Source organism: Undibacterium sp. JH2W (assembly GCF_049340425.1).
Taxonomy (GTDB): Bacteria; Pseudomonadota; Gammaproteobacteria; order Burkholderiales; family Burkholderiaceae_D; genus Undibacterium.
The window spans coordinates 117,250-134,079 of sequence record NZ_JBMPOT010000014.1 but is presented as its reverse complement, the minus strand read 5'-3'; the positions used below and the strand labels follow the sequence as shown (position 1 = coordinate 134,079).

The window sequence follows — 16,830 nt, the reverse complement described above, 5'->3', positions numbered from 1 at the left end:
TTTTAGCAAATCAAAGCAGCACAAGGTAACTGAATAGAGTAAAAACGACAATCAGAAAAATGTTGCCATTTGTTTCGACTATGAAATCGCCTTACAAATCATCACCAGCGAGGCTTAAAGCGAGGCTTATTCACCCTCACCAAACTTGTCATTGATCAGCGCTTGTATAGCATCGAAACAGGCTTGCTCATCTGCGCCATCAGTCTCCAATAAAACTTTGCTACCCTTGCCTGCTGCCAGCATCATGACACCCATGATGGACTTGCCATTGACGCGACGACTATTGCGGGTCAGCCATACTTCTGCCTTGAATTTACTGGCAGTCTGGGTAAATTTTGCCGATGCACGTGCATGCAAACCCAGCTTGTTGATGATTTCAATTTCTTGTTGGATCATGCTTCACTTTCTTTCTTTTTTAACCTGGTGACAGACGCACACGATTATCGAGGCGAATGGCACCATTCTGACCACCGGCCAATGCCATCTCCACCACAACATCCAGCACATCACTACGATAAGTTATCGCCCGCAATAACATGGGCAGGCTGATGCCGGCAATGATCGCCACCCGGTCAGGGTCACCCAGTTGCCTGCAGCAATTCGAAGGCGTACCGCCCATGACATCAGTGATGACCAGCACACCGGAGCCATCGTCCAGGCGCTGCACGGCTTCACGCGCCAGGCGATTGACTTCATCAATATTCTGGTCGGCGATGACATCTATCGCTTCAAAGCGCTCGGGCATGCCACGAAATACGTGGGCAGCAGCCTGCATAAAAGCCGTGCCCAGAGGTGCATGCGTCATTAAAAGTATGCCAACCATCGTTCTTTAACTCTCTTTTGGCGGCCAGCGCCGGTCGCCATCTTTCATTTATGTAATCTGCGAACGCTAAGCGTAAATTCAAGCTGCGAATTTACGCTGCAATTGCTGTTTCCAGAGCATCAATAAACATGCCAGCAACATTGAAGCCTTTTTGCTGGGTAATTTCCTGGAAGCAGGTAGGACTGGTCACGTTGACTTCAGTCAAGTTCCTGCCAATTACATCTAATCCTACCAGTAACAGGCCTCTTTGATAAAGTTCAGGAGCCAAAGTCTGCGCAATCTCAAGATCGCGGACCGACAATTCCTGCGCCACACCCAAGCCACCCGCAGCCAGATTACCTCTGACTTCGCCATTTTGCGGAATACGTGCCAGGGCAAATGGTACGACCTTGCCACCGATCAGCAATATCCTTTTGTCACCATGGACAATCTCCGGGATATAGCGCTGCACCATGATGGTACGGCTGCCATTGACCGTCAAAGTCTCAATCACAGACCCCAGGTTCATGCCATCTTCACGGATGCGGAAAATACCTGTGCCACCCATGCCATCGAGTGGCTTGAGGATGATGTCCTGATGTTCCTTGTGGAAGCCGCGTATGCGTTGCTCATCGCGCGTCACCAGGGTCGGTGCCGTAAACTGGCTGAACTGGGCGATGCTGAGCTTTTCATTATGATTGCGGATGGCGGCCGGTTTATTGAATACCCGCGCACCCTGTTGCTCGGCCAGTTCCAGCAAATAAGTCGCGTAGATATATTCCATATCAAATGGCGGGTCTTTGCGTTGCAGGACGGCATCAAAGGCACTCAGAGCCAGTGACTCAGGCTCAGACAGACGGAACCAGTCCTGACTATCTCCGGTCAGGGTGATGCGACTGATATTGGCAATCACCTTGCCACTTTCCAGCGCCATGTCTTCCGGACCGAAGGCATAGATCGCATAACCACGCTTGCCTGCCTCCACCATCATGGCGTAAGTAGAATCCTTATACGTCTTGAATTGCGTCAGCGGGTCGGTCAGGAAAGCGATTTTCATGGATGTGCTCAATATTCTTGGCTAAATAATAATCAATAAACCTCAGGATTTGGATCAGTCTTTTCCAGTTCCAGTGCCGCTGCCAGCAAAGCCAGGCGCGCCACTACACCATACATGTAAAATCGATTTGGTGCTGCCGTGCCCGGTTTTGCCTTCATGTCAGGTACGGCATGTTGCTGGGCAAAGGCCAGCGGTACGAAGTGCATACCGGGTGCATTGAGGTTTTCATCAACGCCACGGTCTTCATGCACGCGGTAGAAACCGCCGACTACATAACGGTCTATCATGTAGACCACAGGCTCGGCCACGGATTCATTGATTTGCTCGAAGGAATACACACCTTCCTGAACAATAACGTCCCTGACTTCCATGCCATCCTTGATGACAGACATCTTATTGCGTTGTTTGCGGTTGAGGTCACGCACTTCGCTGGAATCATGCACTGTCATGATGCCCATGCCATAAGTACCGGCATCGGCCTTGACGATGACAAAGGGTTTTTCCTTGATGCCGTATTCCTTATATTTCTTGCGTATCTTGGCGAGTATGGTATCCACCGCGGCCACCAGCGTATCTTCACCGCTGCGGTCATGGAAATTGACATCCTTACACTTGATAAAGAAGGGGTTCAGCATCCAGGGGTCGATATCCACCATCTTGGCGAATTTCTTGACTACTTCATCATAGGCATGGAAGTGATTGCTCTTGCGGCGCAAGGCCCAGCCAGCATGCAAGGGCGGCAGCAAAGTTTGCTCATTGAGCTCTTCCAGTATTGCTGGTATGCCTGCCGACAAATCATTGTTGAGCAAGATGGTGCAGGGGTCGAAATTCTTCAGGCCCAGGCGGCGGCCATTGGCGGAGCGCTCCAGCGGCTCCAGTATCAACTGGCTGCCATCCGGCAAATCTATCGGTGTTGGTTCAGTGATATCTGCTGACAGCGAACCCAGACGCACATTCAAGCCTGTCTGGCGGAAGATCTGCATCATGCGGGCAATGTTTTGCAAATAAAACACGTTACGCGTATGGCTCTCGGGAATGAGCAGGAGATTTTTAGCATCCGGGCAATATTTTTCTATCGCCGCCATTGCCGCTTGCACGGCCAGTGGCAGCATCTCTGATGCCAGGTTATTAAAACCGCCAGGGAATAAATTGGTATCGACAGGTGCCAGCTTGAAACCGGCATTGCGCAAATCGACAGAGCAATAAAATGGCGGGGTATGTTCCTGCCATTCAAGGCGGAACCAGCGCTCTATCGCAGGTGTCGCTTCGAGTATCTTTTTTTCAAGATCGAGCAGGGGGCCGTTGAGAGCGGTGACGAGATGCGGAACCATAAAGACCTTTTGGAGAGCAAGCTATTGCCAAAAATGAACGCCGACCTCAGCGCCACAGGCAAATCATGACTTGATAAGCTTGGGATGAAATCCCGGTAATCAAGTCGGAATTATCCCAGGCTACACAAAAAAATCAGTCCGACTTGGCTAAAAGCTCAAAATGTTCAACCACAGGGGCGCTGGCAAAATAGGGACCGACGATGGCGCGCCAATCGGCAAATGCCGCTGACTCACGAAAATCTACAGTATGGTTTTCCAGCGTTGCCCAATAAATCATGAGCAGGTAACGTTCTGGCGACTCTATCCCCTTTTGCACCTTGAAACCAAGAAAACCCTGGGCATGGCGTATCACTTCGTCAAGACCACGCTGTATGGCGATATCAAATTCGGCTTGCTTGCCGACTTGTATGCGTATATCTGCTAACTCCAAAATCATATTTAAGTCCTTGATAATAGAAAATTTATTGCGCTCTTTATTTACACCAGACCCCGGTCACTTAGTTCTTTCTTGATATAAGCATAAAACACAGGAGCGGCAACGACGCCGGGGACACCAAACAGGGTTTCCATGACCAGGATGGCAGTCAGCAACTCCCAGGCTTTGGCATTCACCTGCGCACCTATGATGCGTGCATTCAAAAAGTATTCTGCCTTATGGATCACTATCATGAATACCAGCGAGGCAATCGCCACATTCAGGGATTGTGATAAACCAACAATCACGATGACGGAATTGGAAATGATATTACCTGCCACCGGTATCAAACCCGCCAGGAAAGTAATGGCGATCATGGTCTTGGTCAGGGGTAAGTGTACTCCTGCCATAGGCAGGATGGCAGCCAGGTAAATCGCCGTAAATACAGTATTAATCAGGGAAATCTGTACTTGGGCAAAGACGATTTTATGAAAAATCTGACCCAGGTTGCTGATACGGTTCTGCATGGCTGCAGCAAAGGGCTTGTGATTACTATCGCCAGTGGCATCCCTGAGGGCGATCATACTGCCTATGATCATGCCAAGTAATAAGTGCACGATCAGGTGACCCGCCTCTGGCACTATCTGTTTCGCCTCGCCAGCATGTTCGCGCAACCAGTGCGTCATCATTTCTCTTAGTGCTTCAACATCCTCTGGCAAGTTGGTACTCACCCACTCTGGCAATTGATGACGCGAAGTTTCGATAATATCCGCCAGTTTTTGCAGCAGGCTTTGCAAGTTGCCGGTATCACTGCGCAAGAAAGCATGAATTGCCCAGCCTATGATGATAAGCCCGATAATCAGCAAAAAGGATAAAAAAACCACGGCTATCATGCGTGGTTGCTTGTGCTTGAAGCGTAGAGCAATCGCCGGTGCCAATACATGGATGATGGAAAACACCAGCAAACCGGAAAACAAGGCCACCAGCAAACCTGCTTTTAACACCAGCAACAGCGCAATGCCCATGAGAATATAAGAAGCATATACAGATGGCGTCAGTGCCTGGCTGGTAATGAGTGACTTCTCCTTCATTTCAACACCCCACTCAAGCCCACAATTGCGCCCAACATCAAGGCAATTGCTGCCAGGGAAGAGATCAAAAAGCCAGTAGACCGTTTGCTGGCATCCTTGAGATAAGCCAGGGCATAGATAATGCGCCCAAATAACCAGACCAGGCCCAGCAAGGCGGCCGGGATATCACCACTCCAGACCGCGCATAACCACAGCGCCGGGAAAAAAAAGACCATTTGCTCCACTGTATTTGCCTGCACCCTCATGGCACGCAAAAATTCAGGGGGGCCATCCATGGCAGGTGCTGGCACCTTATGCACATTACGCATGCGGCCAACTATAATTACATTCCAGATATACATGCAGAGTACGGCAAGTGTCAGCCAGGATGTCCATTGCAAGTGCATAAATTCTCCAGTAGAGATGAGGGGCTTGAAAGCCCTAAGTGAGGCTGATGATGAAAAGTACAAGAATAGAGTACCAAAAGTACACTGAAACAGACACTTACATTTTCATGTCTTCTTTTTTCCAGGCACAGGCGTTATATACACACTAATACATATAAGTGCGCATACACACACACTATCACAGGACAGATACAAAAATACTCAGAACCCAAGCGCCCGTTTTTGTCGAATGTAAACCAGAGGCCTGGGTTATGTTTATCGCATGATCCATATTGAAAGAGGTAAAAACATGAAATTGTCATTCCAAAATTTTTCCAAGGCTGCGTCCTTGCTGGCATTTGCCGCTGCAATTCCTGCTGCCTATGCGGCAGACTATGAAGATTATGCCCGCGTAGTCAGCGTCACCCCGCAAGTTGAGCAAGTGAATGTACCGCGCCAGGAATGCCGTACCGAATATGAAACCAGCCAGCGTAATTACCCGCGCCAACAGCAGGCAGAACGCAGCAATGGCGGCGCCATCATAGGTGGCCTGGCCGGTGGCTTGCTGGGTAGCCAGGTTGGTGGCGGGAATGGCCGTATTGCTGCGGCTGCTGTCGGTGCAGTCACTGGCGCGATCGTTGGTGACCGTGTAGATAACAATGGCAATAACAGCAACAATTATAATAACCAGCCTGTCTATGAAAGCCGCCCTGTACGCCAGTGCCGCAATATTGACAGTTGGGAAACCCGTAACAATGGCTATGCCGTAACTTATGAATACCACAACCGTACTTATACTTCCATCATGCCCTATGACCCAGGTTCACGCCTGCGTATTCATGTGTCATTGACGCCACGTCCTTGATATAACCAAGCTCCGTCTCCCCTGCAAATGCCGCTTCCAGCGGCATTTTTTATCTAAAAACTGAAAAAATCCCTGCGCATTACTCAAAATCCTGCCACGCTGTCTAATACATCATGCCATGCAGGTATTTTGCCAGCATATGCGAACACAAATACACGAAGAAAATCAGTAGAAACTGCGCATTGACATGTGTTTTCCGTCAAATTGACCAGAATTTGCATAGGTTTATAGTATTATCTTGCGGCAAACCTCACGCTCATGCTCCGTCTATCATTCATGCAAAAAATGTTAAAAAAATACGGTCTGCTGCTATGGCTATCCCTGATCCTGATTGCAGGGTTTATATCCACGACCGTGGCATCTTTTGTGGTTTCGCGTGATGCCATACAACAAGGTATCTCCGAGCAAACCCTGCCCATTACCGGTGACAATGTTTATTCTGAAATCCAGAAAGACATCTTGCGCCCGGTTTTTGTCTCTTCGCAGATGGCGCATGATACTTTTTTGCGTGACTGGATCATCAATGGCGAAGAAGACAAGGACCAGGTCATCAAATACCTGAAGGAAATCAAGCAAAAAAACCATGCGATTTCCAGTTTCCTGGTGTCTGATCAAAGCCACAATTATTATCATGCGGATGGTGTCCTCAAGACCATCAGCGATACCGAGCCACGTGACCAGTGGTTCTTCCGGGTGCGTGGCTTGAAAAGCGACTATGAAACCAATGTCGATGCAGACATGGCCAATCGCGACACCATGACCATCTTCATCAATTACCGCATCCTGGATTACTCAGGCAAGTTCATCGGTGTCACTGGCATAGGCCTGACCCTGGACACCATGAAAGCCCTGATAGACAGCTATCAGACCCGTTTTCACCGGAATATTTTCTTTGTCGATCAGAAAGGCAACATCGCCCTGGCTGGCAATAATATGAAAAAGGTGCGCAACAACCTCAGCAATATGCCCGGCCTGGGCAGCCTGGCACCACAAATCCTGGCTAACCGCAAGAGTGAATCCCAGCACCTCGAATACAAGAGCGAGAATGAAACCATACTCGTCAACGCACGCTTCATCCCTGAGCTGGGCTGGCATTTGCTGGTGGAACAGGAAATGGGTGGAGAGATCAAGCCCTTGCAAAATATCTTCCTCATCAATATCGCCATCAGCGCTGGCATCACTCTGGTGATATTGGCAATCCTGTTACTGACAGTCAGGCGTTATCAAAAGCGTCTGGAAAAATCAGCTTCCACCGATACTCTGACCAATTTGCTGAACCGCCAGGCCTTTGATTTTGTCTTCCAGCAAGCCCTGCTTGATAGCGAGCGTTCGCGCCAGCCCATGTGCGTGGTCTTGCTGGATATCGATTTCTTCAAGAAAGTGAATGACAAGCAGGGCCATCTGGTGGGCGACCATGTGCTCAAGGAAATCGCCCTGATCTCCAAGCGCTCACTGCGTGAAAGCGACATCATTTGTCGTTGGGGTGGCGAAGAATTTCTGATCCTGCTGAAAAACTGCACACTGGAAAAAGCCACTTCGATAGCCGAGAACCTGCGCAATACCATTGCCAATAATGATTTCTCGCGCACCACTGATCTGACCCGCACCCGTTTGTCGATTACCGTCAGCATGGGCGTTGCCGAATGCAAGGATAAGGAAAGTGAAACCAGTGTATTTGAAAGGGCAGACCTGGCGCTTTACCAGGCCAAGGAAAATGGCCGCAACAGTGTTTACTTTTCTGAGTGAGGACTAGCAATACGAGCGGCCGCCAGGTCCATAGTCGGCTGCGTGAATGCCTGATACAAGTCCCCGGCCTGCAAATCCCAGTCACTGAGCTTTTTTTGCTGTAAGGCTACGGTCTGCATGTCACCACGGGCGATAGGGCCAGTCAGGGCTGCCTGCGTACCGAGGGCGAAAACATTCTCCAGTGTCTGCCTTACCAGCGGTGCTGCCATCTTTTGTGCAATATCTGCCGGTATGCCAGCCGCCTGATAGGTGCGCAGAGCCATTTCCATCAGGGTCACCAGATAATTGCTGGCAAATACAGAACCAGCGTGATACAGCAATTTATTTTCCGCGTTAATGATGACGGTTTCAGCACCAATTAGCTGCAAGGCTGGCACTAATAATGCCAGAGCTGCCTCATCCCCTTCCAGACTGCATATCGTGCCAGCAAACTGTTCTGCCAGCAGTTCAACATTGGCGAAACTGCGCACAGGATGCACGCTGGCAACAGCCGCACCTGCCTGTCGCGCAGCCTGTAGTTCCGACGAAGCCTTGGCACCGCTGCAATGGAAAATGACACTGCCAGTCTTTAACAAACCGGCATCTGCCAATTGTCGACAAACATTGGTAATCTGATCGTCACTGGCTGTCAGCATGGTGACATCGGCGGGCTGCAATTCTGAGATAGCGGCTGTCGCCTGCCCTGCCCCCAGCCAGGCTACTGCATCGCTGGCACTGCTCAGACTGCGGTTCAAGACCTGCTGTATGACAAACTGTTGATGGCGCTGGAAATTTTTTGCCAGTACCTTGCCAACCTTACCGGCGCCTATGATATTCAGGGTCTTCATGTCTTACTCTTCCGGGAAGCGGCGCAAACCCTCGAGGTTGAGGATAGTGATGCCCCCATAATCCACACTCAGCAAGTTTTTCTTTTCCAAGAGTTGCAAGGCCTGGTTGGCACGCTGACGCGAAACGCTGGAAATATAACCTATTTCTTCCTGCGATATCTGGATTTGCATGCTGCCACCATCTTTCAGCCCCGGATTCAGGTAGGGGTGAAACATGGCTGCCAGGCAACGGGCGACACGGGTATCCGGGTCCAGCATGCGGTCATATTCGACCAGGGAGATAAAAAAACCCAAACGCTCATTCAGCTGATGCAAGAGAAAACGGTTGAACGGTATGCTATTGTCCAGCAAATAGCTAAAAGTAGTACGCGGCATATAGGCAACACGAGTATCGCGCAGGGCCACCACATCATAGCGACGCGGTTCAGTTTTCAGCAAAGAACCTTCGCCAAACCAACCACCTGCCAACATGCAACTGAAGGTCACGATCTTGCCATCAGGTGAGATACTGCTCATCTTCAAAAAGCCATCGATGACACCCATCCAATAGTCTACCGTGTCGCCCTTGCGACAGACATAGCCACCGGCAGGAATGAAACGTTCGACGACTTCATCTTCTACCTTTTGCATATGTTCTGCAGAAAGCATGCTGGCCCACAGGGACTTGGCAAACCGTTCTTTAGGGTCGCTGATTTTTTTTGTCATATTTGTGCAACGCACCACAGATAATTGGGTCAATTTTTCAGATTGTCAGTCGAATGACAACCACCTCCCCCTGAAGGGTCTACTATCGCTTCAACAAAAAGAATTACGAAGACATTGTAAGCGACTTGACCATTGCAGCGAAGACTGCAGGCAACTTCACCGGCGATTCATTGCATATTGCCACTACAATGCCTAGCGTAAAAGCCCCTGCATGCTGAAGCAGTAAGCAAGCAGTAAGGGGGCATCAGGACACTCATAATAAAGAAGCCCCAAAACAATGGCTGGTGGAGACATGAAACAAAAAGAAGCAGCGAATTCGACTTTCCCCCGTCTGTTATTGCAGCATGGGAAAACACGGCCACAACATCCCGCTTTCCGGGAAAAAGACCTGGGTATCTGGCAAACCTGGAACTGGCAGCAAGTCAATGCAGAAGTGCGTGCCCTCGCCTGCGGCCTGGCAGCACAAGGCTTTAAACGTGGCATGAACCTCGCCATCATCGGTGACAACCGCCCACGTCTGTACTGGGCCATGGCTGCGGCACAATGCCTGGGCGGCATACCTGTTCCCCTTTATCAGGATGCACCAGCTGCCGACATGGCCTTTGTGCTGGAAAATGCCGAGATTGTCTTCGCTATCGTCGAAGACCAGGAACAAGTCGACAAGCTGCTGGAAATCAAACAGCAGTATGCAGGCATACAACATATCGCCTTTGACGATGACCGCGGCATGCGTCATTATCATCAGTCTGAATTAACTTCCTACGCGTCTCTGCAAGAACTGGGGCGCGCCTACGATCTGGCGCATCCAGAATTTTTCATGACAGAAGTAGAGCTTGGCCAGCCAGATGATACGGCTGTCATGCTGTATACCTCGGGCACCACAGGCAAACCCAAGGGTGTATGCCAATCGCACCGCTCCTTCATGACGGCGGCCATGGGCGGCATGGAATTTGACGAACTCACGGCGCAAGAAGATATCCTGTCTTACCTGCCCATGGCCTGGGTAGGTGACCATTTGTTTTCCTTTGCCCAGGCCATGGCCGCCGGCTTTACCGTGAATTGTCCGGAATCCAGCGAAACCGTCATGACGGACTTACGTGAAGTCGGCCCCACCTATTATTTTGCTCCACCACGCGTGTTTGAAAACATGCTGACCACGGTCATGATACGCATGGAAGATGCGGGCACAATCAAACGCAAACTGTTTGCCCATTTCATGGATCTGGCACGCCGTGTCGGTTCTGACATACTCGATGGCAAAGCCGTCAGCGGCATGGACCGCCTGCAATATGCACTAGGAAATCTGCTGATTTATGGTCCGCTGAAAAACGTGCTGGGTTTGTCGCGTGTGCGAGTTGCCTACACTGCTGGTGCCGCTATTGGACCTGACCTGTTCCGCTTCTATCGTTCCATCGGCGTCAATCTCAAGCAGTTATATGGTTCCACTGAAACCTGCGCCTATGTCTGCCTGCAACCGGATGGAAAAATCAAGTTTGATAGCGTAGGTGCCGCCGCACCCGGTGTTGAAGTCAAGCTGGCAGCAAACGGTGAAGTGCTGGTCAGGTCAGATGCCATGCTGACGGGTTACTACAAGCGACCCGATGCAACGGCAGAAGTCATGGATGAGCAAGGTTATTTCCATACGGGTGACGCTGGCATCTTTGACCAGGATGGTCATCTGAGAATCATAGACCGCGCAGCTGATGTGGGCAAGATGAAACAGGGTGATATCTTCGCGCCCAACTACATAGAAAACAAACTCAAGTTCTTCCCCTTCATCAAGGAAGCCGTGGCCTTTGGCCATGAGCGTGATACGGTCTGTGCCTTCATTAATATCGATATGGAAGCCGTAGGTAACTGGTCAGAAAGACGCGGTATAGCCTATTCAGGCTATACCGATCTGGCGGCCAAGGCCGAGACTTATCAGTTGATATTGTCGTGCATAGAAAAAGTGAACGCTGATCTCGCCAGTGAAGACTTGATGGCAGGTACGCAGATACACCGCTTCCTGGTGCTGCACAAGGAACTCGATCCCGATGACGATGAACTGACCCGCACCCGCAAAGTCAGGCGCAAATTCATTGCCGAAAAATATGCCGTGCTGATAGATGCCCTGTATTCAGGCAAGCGTACACAATTCATAGAAACCCTGGTCAAATTCGAGGATGGTCGCCAGGGCAAGGTCAGTGCCGATTTGCATATCAGCGATGTCAAAACATTTTCTGCCCAAAAGCTGGCTGCATAAGGAAATATATAAATGGCAGACAATAGAAAAATCGGTGAAGTCATCCTGGACTTGCAAGGCATCTCTCTGGCCTTTGGCGGCGTCAAGGCCTTGACGAATATTTCCTTCAACGTCAGGGAACATGAAATACGCGCCATCATAGGCCCGAATGGTGCAGGCAAAAGCTCGATGCTGAATGTCATCAATGGCGTGTACCGTCCACAGCAAGGTGACATCACTTATCGCGGCCAGCATCGCAAAGACATGAATACCTATGCAGCAGCCAAGAGCGGCATCGCCAGGACTTTCCAAAACATTGCCTTGTTCAAAGGCATGAGCGTGCTCGACAACATCATGACAGGCCGCAACCTGAAAATGAAAAGCAATTTCCTCATGCAAGCCTTGTACTGGGGCCCCGCCCAAAAAGAAGAAATTGCCCACCGTGAAAAGGTGGAAGAAATTATCGACTTCCTGGAAATCCAGCACATACGCAAGATACCGGTAGGCCGTCTTTCCTACGGTTTGCAAAAACGCGTAGAACTGGGTCGTGCCTTGGCAGCGGAACCTGAGATTTTATTGCTGGATGAACCAATGGCGGGCATGAACGTGGAAGAAAAACAGGACATGAGCCGCTTCATCCTTGATGTCAATGACCAGCTCGGCACCACCATCGTTTTGATTGAACATGATATGGGCGTAGTCATGGATATCTCAGACCGCGTGGTCGTGCTCGACTACGGCAAGAAAATCGGTGATGGCACGCCAGCTGAGGTACTGGCGAATCAGGAAGTGATCAATGCCTATCTTGGTGTTGCACACTGAAGATGCAAAACCTTAAGACCATTAACCTCTGTGTTGAGAAGTCTTTCGTTCAAGATTCATGTTTGCTTAACGTAAGCTGAGAGCTATAAATGAATATCAGTTTTTTCTTTGAAGTGTTTATCGGTGGCTTGTTGTCCGGTGTGATGTATGCGCTGGTGGCGCTGGGCTTTGTATTGATCTACAAGGCCTCTGGCGTTTTCAATTTTGCACAGGGTGCGATGGTGTTTTTTGCCGCTCTGACCTGTGTAGGCCTGACAGAGAAGTTTGAGATGTCACTATGGCTGGCGATACCGCTGACCATGCTCGCCATGGTAGCGCTAGGACTGGCCATCGAGAGGGTAGTGTTACGCCCTCTGGTCAACCAGCCTGAGATTACCCTGTTCATGGCCACCATAGGCCTGACCTTTTTTATTGAGGGTCTGGCGCAATTATTGTGGGGTTCGCAGCCACACAAACTGACCCTGCCTATCGACGATGTGCCCATAGAATATCTGATGGAGAAATTCAATATTCTGGTATCGCAATTCGATGTGATTGCAGCACTGATTTGTGCCTTGCTGGTGACTGGCCTGGCGCTCTTGTTTTCCAAAACCAAGATAGGCCGGGCCTTGCGTGCGGTGGCAGATGACCACCAGGCAGCACTGGCAGTGGGTATCCCACTGCAACAGATCTGGGGCATAGTCTGGGCCGTCGCTGGCTTCGTCGCCCTGGTTGCTGGCTTGCTGTGGGGTGCGCGTAATGGTGTGCAGTTTGCACTGACCTTTGTCGCACTGAAAGCCTTGCCGGTATTGATACTCGGTGGCTTCACTTCTGTACCCGGCGCAATTGTTGGTGGCCTGATTATCGGTGCATCTGAGAAACTGGCAGAAGTGTATATAGGCCCGCTGGTCGGCGGTGGCATAGAGGGCTGGTTCCCGTATGTGCTGGCATTGTTGTTCCTGCTGGTCAGGCCAGAAGGTTTGTTTGGTGAAAAAATCATACGCAGGATTTAATGTCCTGCAGTTCAGCACAATAAGGACTTGCGCAAAATTGTCCCAGCAAGGCGTAGCGACGAAGACAGTACTTTAGTACGGCTAGTCGCTGCAACGCAGCTGGGGCGATTTTGCGAAAGTCCTAATAATCAAACGTCATTAGCAGAGTAGAGGAACATTATGTTCTACCGTGAAGCAGGTCAGTTTAAAACAAGCTATCAGGCAGATAACCAGATTTTCCCGATACGGCAAGACCGTATCGGCATCGCTGTCGTCTTGCTTGCGGCATTTGTCATCGTGCCTAATGTCGCAAGTAATTATGCGTTTTCAGCGATCTTCATCCCCTTCCTGATTTTCTCGCTGGCAGCACTGGGCCTGAATATCCTGACTGGCTATGCGGGGCAATTATCGCTGGGTTCAGCCGCCTTCATGGCGGTCGGTGCTTTTGCTTCTTATAATTTTGTTTTGCGCATACCCGGCATCCCGGTCTTGCTGGCTTTTGTGCTCGGTGGTTTGTCGGCCGCCATGGTGGGTATTGCCTTTGGTTTGCCATCGCTGCGCATACGTGGTTTTTATCTGGCGGCGGCGACGCTGGCCACGCAATTCTTTGTGGTCTGGTGCCTGACCAAGATACAGTGGTTTACCAACTATAGTTCTTCCGGCGTCATTACTGCACAAGAAATGGTGATACTCGGCACTGCGATCAATACCCCGGTCAAAAAATACCTGCTGACGCTGACAGTAGTTTGTGTCATGGCCATGCTGGCCAAGAATATGGTGAGATCCAACGTGGGCCGCTCATGGATGGCGGTGCGTGACATGGACGTGGCGGCAGAAGTCATCGGCTTTCGCCTCATGCGCACCAAGTTACTGGCCTTTGCAGTGTCTTCGTTTTACTGTGGCATTGCCGGTGCTCTGTACGCCTATGCTTATCTCGGTACGGTAGAGCCAGAAGCCTATAACCTGGACCTGTCTTTCCGCATTCTGTTCATGATCATCATAGGCGGTGTTGGATCGATACTGGGTTCTTTCCTGGGTTCGGCTTTCATTATCCTGCTGCCCATCGTGCTGAACCTGATAGCCCATGGCCTGTCTTTGCCGACCAACGTGGCATCAAACCTGGAACTCATGGTATTTGGCGCTTTGATTATTTTCTTCCTGATTGTAGAGCCGCATGGTCTGGCGAGGTTATGGCAGATTACCAAGGAGAAACTGCGCCTGTGGCCTTTCCCGCATTGAGTGAATACAAGTAGATTAGTACCGTTACTAAAGAGAGTTCATAATAAAGATGCTTCCGCTTTGTAAAAAATTTATACAAAGCGCTGGAAAAGCATCAGGCAATATCCATCCAAAACCATAAGGAGACACTATGAAACTGCTTAAATCCCTGCTGATGGCCTCGGCAATCCTGGGGGCCGTCAATGCAGCCCAGGCGAATGACCAATACATTCCCCTATTATCCTACCGCGTCGGTCCCTATGCGGCTGGCGGCTCGGGCTTTTACGGCGGTGCCATCGATTACTTCAATCTGGTCAATGCCAAGGGTGGCTTGAATGGTGTCAAGATTTCCTGGGAAGAATGCGAGACTGAATACAATGCCTCGCGCGGTGTTGAATGCTATGAGCGTCTTAAAAAAACCCAGGGTGGCGCCTCGCTGGTAGAGCCACTGTCTACCGGCATTGCCTATGGCATCCTGGACCGCGTTGCGGAAGACAAAATTCCTTTGACGACGCTGGGCTATGGCCGTTCTGATGCGGCCAATGGCAAGGTTTTCCCATATGTATTCCCTCTCATCACCAGTTACTGGAACCAGGCTGCAGCCATGACCAAATACCTGGGCGACAAGTCTGGCGGCATGGACAAACTCAAGGGCAAGAAAATCGTCCATCTCTACCATGATTCTGCCTTTGGTAAAGAACCTATCCCGGTACTGGAAGCACAAGCCAAGCAATATGGCTTTGAGCTCATCAAGATCCCGGTTGCCCATCCTGGCAATGAACAGCAATCGCAATGGCTGCAAATCCGTCAGGCCAATCCTGATTATGTGATCCTGTGGGGCTGGGGTGTCATGAATGCCGTGGCAATCAAGACCGCACAACGCAATGGCTATTCACGCGAAAAAATGCTGGGTGTCTGGTGGGCCGGTTCAGAAGAAGATGCAATTCCCGCTGGCGATGCAGCAAAAGGCTATACCGCCATGACTTTCAATACACCGGGCAACTACCCTGTGCTCGATGAAATCCGCAGCAAGGTGTATGCGGCTGGCAAAGGTAATCTGGGTGATAAAACTCGTGTCGGTTCTGTATATCACATGCGTGGTGTAACGGCCGCTATCTTGTGGACAGAAGCCATCCTGAAAGCGCAGGAAAAATTCGGCAAGGGCAAGCTCATGACATCCGAGCAAATCCGCTGGGGTTTTGAAAATCTGAATGTTGATGAAGCACGTCAGAAAGCTTTGGGAGCAATGGGCATGTTCCCGCCAGTCAAAACTTCTTGTGAAGATCATGAAGGTTCCGGCGCTGTCAAGGTACAGCAATGGACAGGTGATAAGTGGAAAGCCATCACGCCTAACTGGGTCACTGGTGACAAGGCTTTGACACGCGCCATGCTGGAAGAGTCTTCCAACAAATATGCGGCTGAGAAAAAAATCACGCCTGCCTGTTTGAAGTAAGCGGTAAGCAGTAAAAGCGGAGGCCAAACTGTGCCTCCGCCCCCTTTGTACAAATCATTGCAGATCAAGATCATGAGCGTTCATAGCATCACGGCAGAAACGGCAACGGCAGCAGCGACCGACATCGCCTATCTCAGCGTCAACAATATCGAAGTCATCTACGACCATGTGATCCTGGTGTTGAAAGGTATTTCCCTGCAAGTGCCACAAGGGAAAATCGTTGCCTTGCTGGGTGCCAATGGCGCGGGTAAATCAACCACGCTGAAAGCGATATCTACACTGTTGCGTAACGAGCGCGGCGATATTACCAAGGGCGATATTACTTTCCGCGGGCAGCGCGTCGATCACCTGACACCAAATGAACTGGTCAAGCGTGGCCTGTCGCAAGTCATGGAAGGTCGCCATTGCTTTGGGCACTTGACGGTAGAAGAAAACCTGCTGACCGGGGCCTACACACGCAGCCTGTCGCGCAGTGAACTCAAGGCTGAGCTGGAGAAGGTCTACCACTACTTCCCGCGCCTGCGTGAACGCCGTCATTCACAGGCTGGTTATACCTCGGGTGGTGAACAACAGATGTGTGCGATAGGTCGCGCCCTGATGGCCAAACCGTCGATGATCTTGCTCGATGAACCATCGATGGGCATAGCCCCGCAACTGGTGGAAGAGATTTTCGAGATCGTCAAAAGCCTGAATGTGCAGGAAAAAGTATCCTTCCTGCTGGCCGAACAAAACACCAATGTCGCCCTGCGCTATGCCGACTTTGGCTACATCCTGGAAAACGGCAGGGTAGTCATGGAAGGGGATGCCAAGGACCTCAGCAGCAATGAAGACGTCAAGGAATTTTATCTCGGTGTTTCAGGCGCAGGCCGCAAGAGCTTCAAGGATATGAAGTTTTACCGCAGGCGCAAACGCTGGCTCGCTTAATCCTTATGTGCAAA

The 16,830-nt window shown here is 50.5% G+C and carries 17 protein-coding genes; 8 read left to right on the top strand and 9 right to left on the bottom strand.

Annotated elements, in window-relative coordinates; all coding sequences use genetic code 11:
• Window positions 1–126: 126 nt before the first annotated feature.
• The 7 genes from ACO0LC_RS21235 to ACO0LC_RS21205 form a co-directional block, all read right to left on the bottom strand.
• Complete coding sequence (locus ACO0LC_RS21235; protein ID WP_110257606.1) at window positions 127–396, bottom strand: HPr family phosphocarrier protein; 270 nt, start codon at window positions 394–396, stop codon at window positions 127–129.
• A 19-nt stretch (window positions 397–415) separates the two neighbouring features.
• Window positions 416–823: a PTS sugar transporter subunit IIA gene (locus ACO0LC_RS21230; RefSeq protein ID WP_186955866.1), complete on the bottom strand. Its 408-nt coding sequence runs from the start codon at window positions 821–823 to the stop codon at window positions 416–418.
• Between the two features lie 91 nt (window positions 824–914).
• The gene (gene gshB / locus ACO0LC_RS21225; protein ID WP_423006813.1) at window positions 915–1,859 is read right to left on the bottom strand and encodes a glutathione synthase; all 945 of its coding nucleotides are present in this window, start codon (window positions 1,857–1,859) and stop codon (window positions 915–917) included.
• Window positions 1,860–1,891: 32 nt separating this feature from the next.
• Window positions 1,892–3,190, bottom strand: coding sequence for a glutamate--cysteine ligase (gene gshA, locus ACO0LC_RS21220; RefSeq protein ID WP_423006811.1), 1,299 nt, complete (start codon window positions 3,188–3,190; stop codon window positions 1,892–1,894).
• A 133-nt stretch (window positions 3,191–3,323) separates the two neighbouring features.
• On the bottom strand, window positions 3,324–3,626 hold the full coding sequence (locus ACO0LC_RS21215) for an antibiotic biosynthesis monooxygenase family protein (protein ID WP_423006809.1): 303 nt from the start codon (window positions 3,624–3,626) through the stop codon (window positions 3,324–3,326).
• 41 nt (window positions 3,627–3,667) lie between these two features.
• Complete coding sequence (locus tag ACO0LC_RS21210) at window positions 3,668–4,696, bottom strand: AI-2E family transporter (RefSeq protein ID WP_423006807.1); 1,029 nt, start codon at window positions 4,694–4,696, stop codon at window positions 3,668–3,670.
• Window positions 4,693–5,082, bottom strand: a complete 390-nt coding sequence (locus ACO0LC_RS21205) for an MAPEG family protein (protein ID WP_423006805.1) — start codon at window positions 5,080–5,082, stop codon at window positions 4,693–4,695. Before ACO0LC_RS21205 ends, ACO0LC_RS21210 begins: the two co-directional genes overlap by 4 nt.
• A gap of 289 nt (window positions 5,083–5,371) precedes the next feature.
• Here ACO0LC_RS21205 and ACO0LC_RS21200 point away from each other — a divergent pair, with 289 nt between their 5' ends.
• Together ACO0LC_RS21200 and ACO0LC_RS21195 are read left to right on the top strand one after the other, a co-directional pair.
• Window positions 5,372–5,926, top strand: coding sequence for a glycine zipper 2TM domain-containing protein (locus tag ACO0LC_RS21200; RefSeq protein WP_423006803.1), 555 nt, complete (start codon window positions 5,372–5,374; stop codon window positions 5,924–5,926).
• 285 nt (window positions 5,927–6,211) lie between these two features.
• Complete coding sequence (locus ACO0LC_RS21195; protein ID WP_423006801.1) at window positions 6,212–7,672, top strand: sensor domain-containing diguanylate cyclase; 1,461 nt, start codon at window positions 6,212–6,214, stop codon at window positions 7,670–7,672.
• On the opposite strand, the gene ACO0LC_RS21190 is transcribed toward ACO0LC_RS21195, so the two are convergent.
• Window positions 7,657–8,499: a Rossmann-like and DUF2520 domain-containing protein gene (locus tag ACO0LC_RS21190; RefSeq protein ID WP_423006799.1), complete on the bottom strand. Its 843-nt coding sequence runs from the start codon at window positions 8,497–8,499 to the stop codon at window positions 7,657–7,659. The genes ACO0LC_RS21195 and ACO0LC_RS21190 overlap by 16 nt on opposite strands.
• A 3-nt stretch (window positions 8,500–8,502) precedes the next feature.
• Window positions 8,503–9,204 (bottom strand): Crp/Fnr family transcriptional regulator, encoded by a 702-nt coding sequence (locus ACO0LC_RS21185; protein WP_423006797.1) that lies wholly within the window; start codon window positions 9,202–9,204, stop codon window positions 8,503–8,505.
• Between the two features lie 292 nt (window positions 9,205–9,496).
• On the opposite strand from ACO0LC_RS21185, the gene ACO0LC_RS21180 reads away from it, so the two are divergent.
• From ACO0LC_RS21180 to ACO0LC_RS21155, 6 genes are all read left to right on the top strand, one after another.
• The gene (locus ACO0LC_RS21180) at window positions 9,497–11,449 is read left to right on the top strand and encodes an AMP-dependent synthetase/ligase (protein ID WP_423006795.1); all 1,953 of its coding nucleotides are present in this window, start codon (window positions 9,497–9,499) and stop codon (window positions 11,447–11,449) included.
• Between the two features lie 12 nt (window positions 11,450–11,461).
• Window positions 11,462–12,250, top strand: coding sequence for an ABC transporter ATP-binding protein (locus ACO0LC_RS21175; RefSeq protein ID WP_110257595.1), 789 nt, complete (start codon window positions 11,462–11,464; stop codon window positions 12,248–12,250).
• Between the two features lie 95 nt (window positions 12,251–12,345).
• On the top strand, window positions 12,346–13,242 hold the full coding sequence (locus ACO0LC_RS21170) for a branched-chain amino acid ABC transporter permease (RefSeq protein WP_423006868.1): 897 nt from the start codon (window positions 12,346–12,348) through the stop codon (window positions 13,240–13,242).
• 159 nt (window positions 13,243–13,401) lie between these two features.
• Entirely contained in the window at window positions 13,402–14,460 is a 1,059-nt protein-coding gene (locus ACO0LC_RS21165) for a branched-chain amino acid ABC transporter permease (protein WP_423006793.1), read from the top strand.
• 130 nt (window positions 14,461–14,590) lie between these two features.
• Window positions 14,591–15,892 carry an ABC transporter substrate-binding protein gene (locus ACO0LC_RS21160; RefSeq protein ID WP_423006791.1) on the top strand — a complete coding sequence of 434 codons (1,302 nt, stop codon included), beginning with the start codon at window positions 14,591–14,593 and terminating at the stop codon, window positions 15,890–15,892.
• A gap of 72 nt (window positions 15,893–15,964) precedes the next feature.
• Window positions 15,965–16,816: an ABC transporter ATP-binding protein gene (locus ACO0LC_RS21155; protein ID WP_423006789.1), complete on the top strand. Its 852-nt coding sequence runs from the start codon at window positions 15,965–15,967 to the stop codon at window positions 16,814–16,816.
• The last annotated feature ends 14 nt before the right edge of the window (window positions 16,817–16,830 follow it).

Coding starts and splice junctions, on each gene's coding strand:
- ACO0LC_RS21200 (WP_423006803.1), top strand. CDS start 5,372: ATGAAATTGTCATTCCAAAATTTTTCCAAGGCTGCGTCCTTGCTGGCA.
- ACO0LC_RS21165 (WP_423006793.1), top strand. CDS start 13,402: ATGTTCTACCGTGAAGCAGGTCAGTTTAAAACAAGCTATCAGGCAGAT.
- ACO0LC_RS21210 (WP_423006807.1), bottom strand. CDS start 4,696: ATGAAGGAGAAGTCACTCATTACCAGCCAGGCACTGACGCCATCTGTA.
- ACO0LC_RS21215 (WP_423006809.1), bottom strand. CDS start 3,626: ATGATTTTGGAGTTAGCAGATATACGCATACAAGTCGGCAAGCAAGCC.
- ACO0LC_RS21180 (WP_423006795.1), top strand. CDS start 9,497: ATGAAACAAAAAGAAGCAGCGAATTCGACTTTCCCCCGTCTGTTATTG.
- ACO0LC_RS21205 (WP_423006805.1), bottom strand. CDS start 5,082: ATGCACTTGCAATGGACATCCTGGCTGACACTTGCCGTACTCTGCATG.
- ACO0LC_RS21230 (WP_186955866.1), bottom strand. CDS start 823: ATGGTTGGCATACTTTTAATGACGCATGCACCTCTGGGCACGGCTTTT.
- gshB (WP_423006813.1), bottom strand. CDS start 1,859: ATGAAAATCGCTTTCCTGACCGACCCGCTGACGCAATTCAAGACGTAT.
- ACO0LC_RS21190 (WP_423006799.1), bottom strand. CDS start 8,499: ATGAAGACCCTGAATATCATAGGCGCCGGTAAGGTTGGCAAGGTACTG.
- ACO0LC_RS21175 (WP_110257595.1), top strand. CDS start 11,462: ATGGCAGACAATAGAAAAATCGGTGAAGTCATCCTGGACTTGCAAGGC.
- gshA (WP_423006811.1), bottom strand. CDS start 3,190: ATGGTTCCGCATCTCGTCACCGCTCTCAACGGCCCCCTGCTCGATCTT.
- ACO0LC_RS21185 (WP_423006797.1), bottom strand. CDS start 9,204: ATGACAAAAAAAATCAGCGACCCTAAAGAACGGTTTGCCAAGTCCCTG.
- ACO0LC_RS21195 (WP_423006801.1), top strand. CDS start 6,212: ATGTTAAAAAAATACGGTCTGCTGCTATGGCTATCCCTGATCCTGATT.
- ACO0LC_RS21160 (WP_423006791.1), top strand. CDS start 14,591: ATGAAACTGCTTAAATCCCTGCTGATGGCCTCGGCAATCCTGGGGGCC.
- ACO0LC_RS21155 (WP_423006789.1), top strand. CDS start 15,965: ATGAGCGTTCATAGCATCACGGCAGAAACGGCAACGGCAGCAGCGACC.
- ACO0LC_RS21235 (WP_110257606.1), bottom strand. CDS start 396: ATGATCCAACAAGAAATTGAAATCATCAACAAGCTGGGTTTGCATGCA.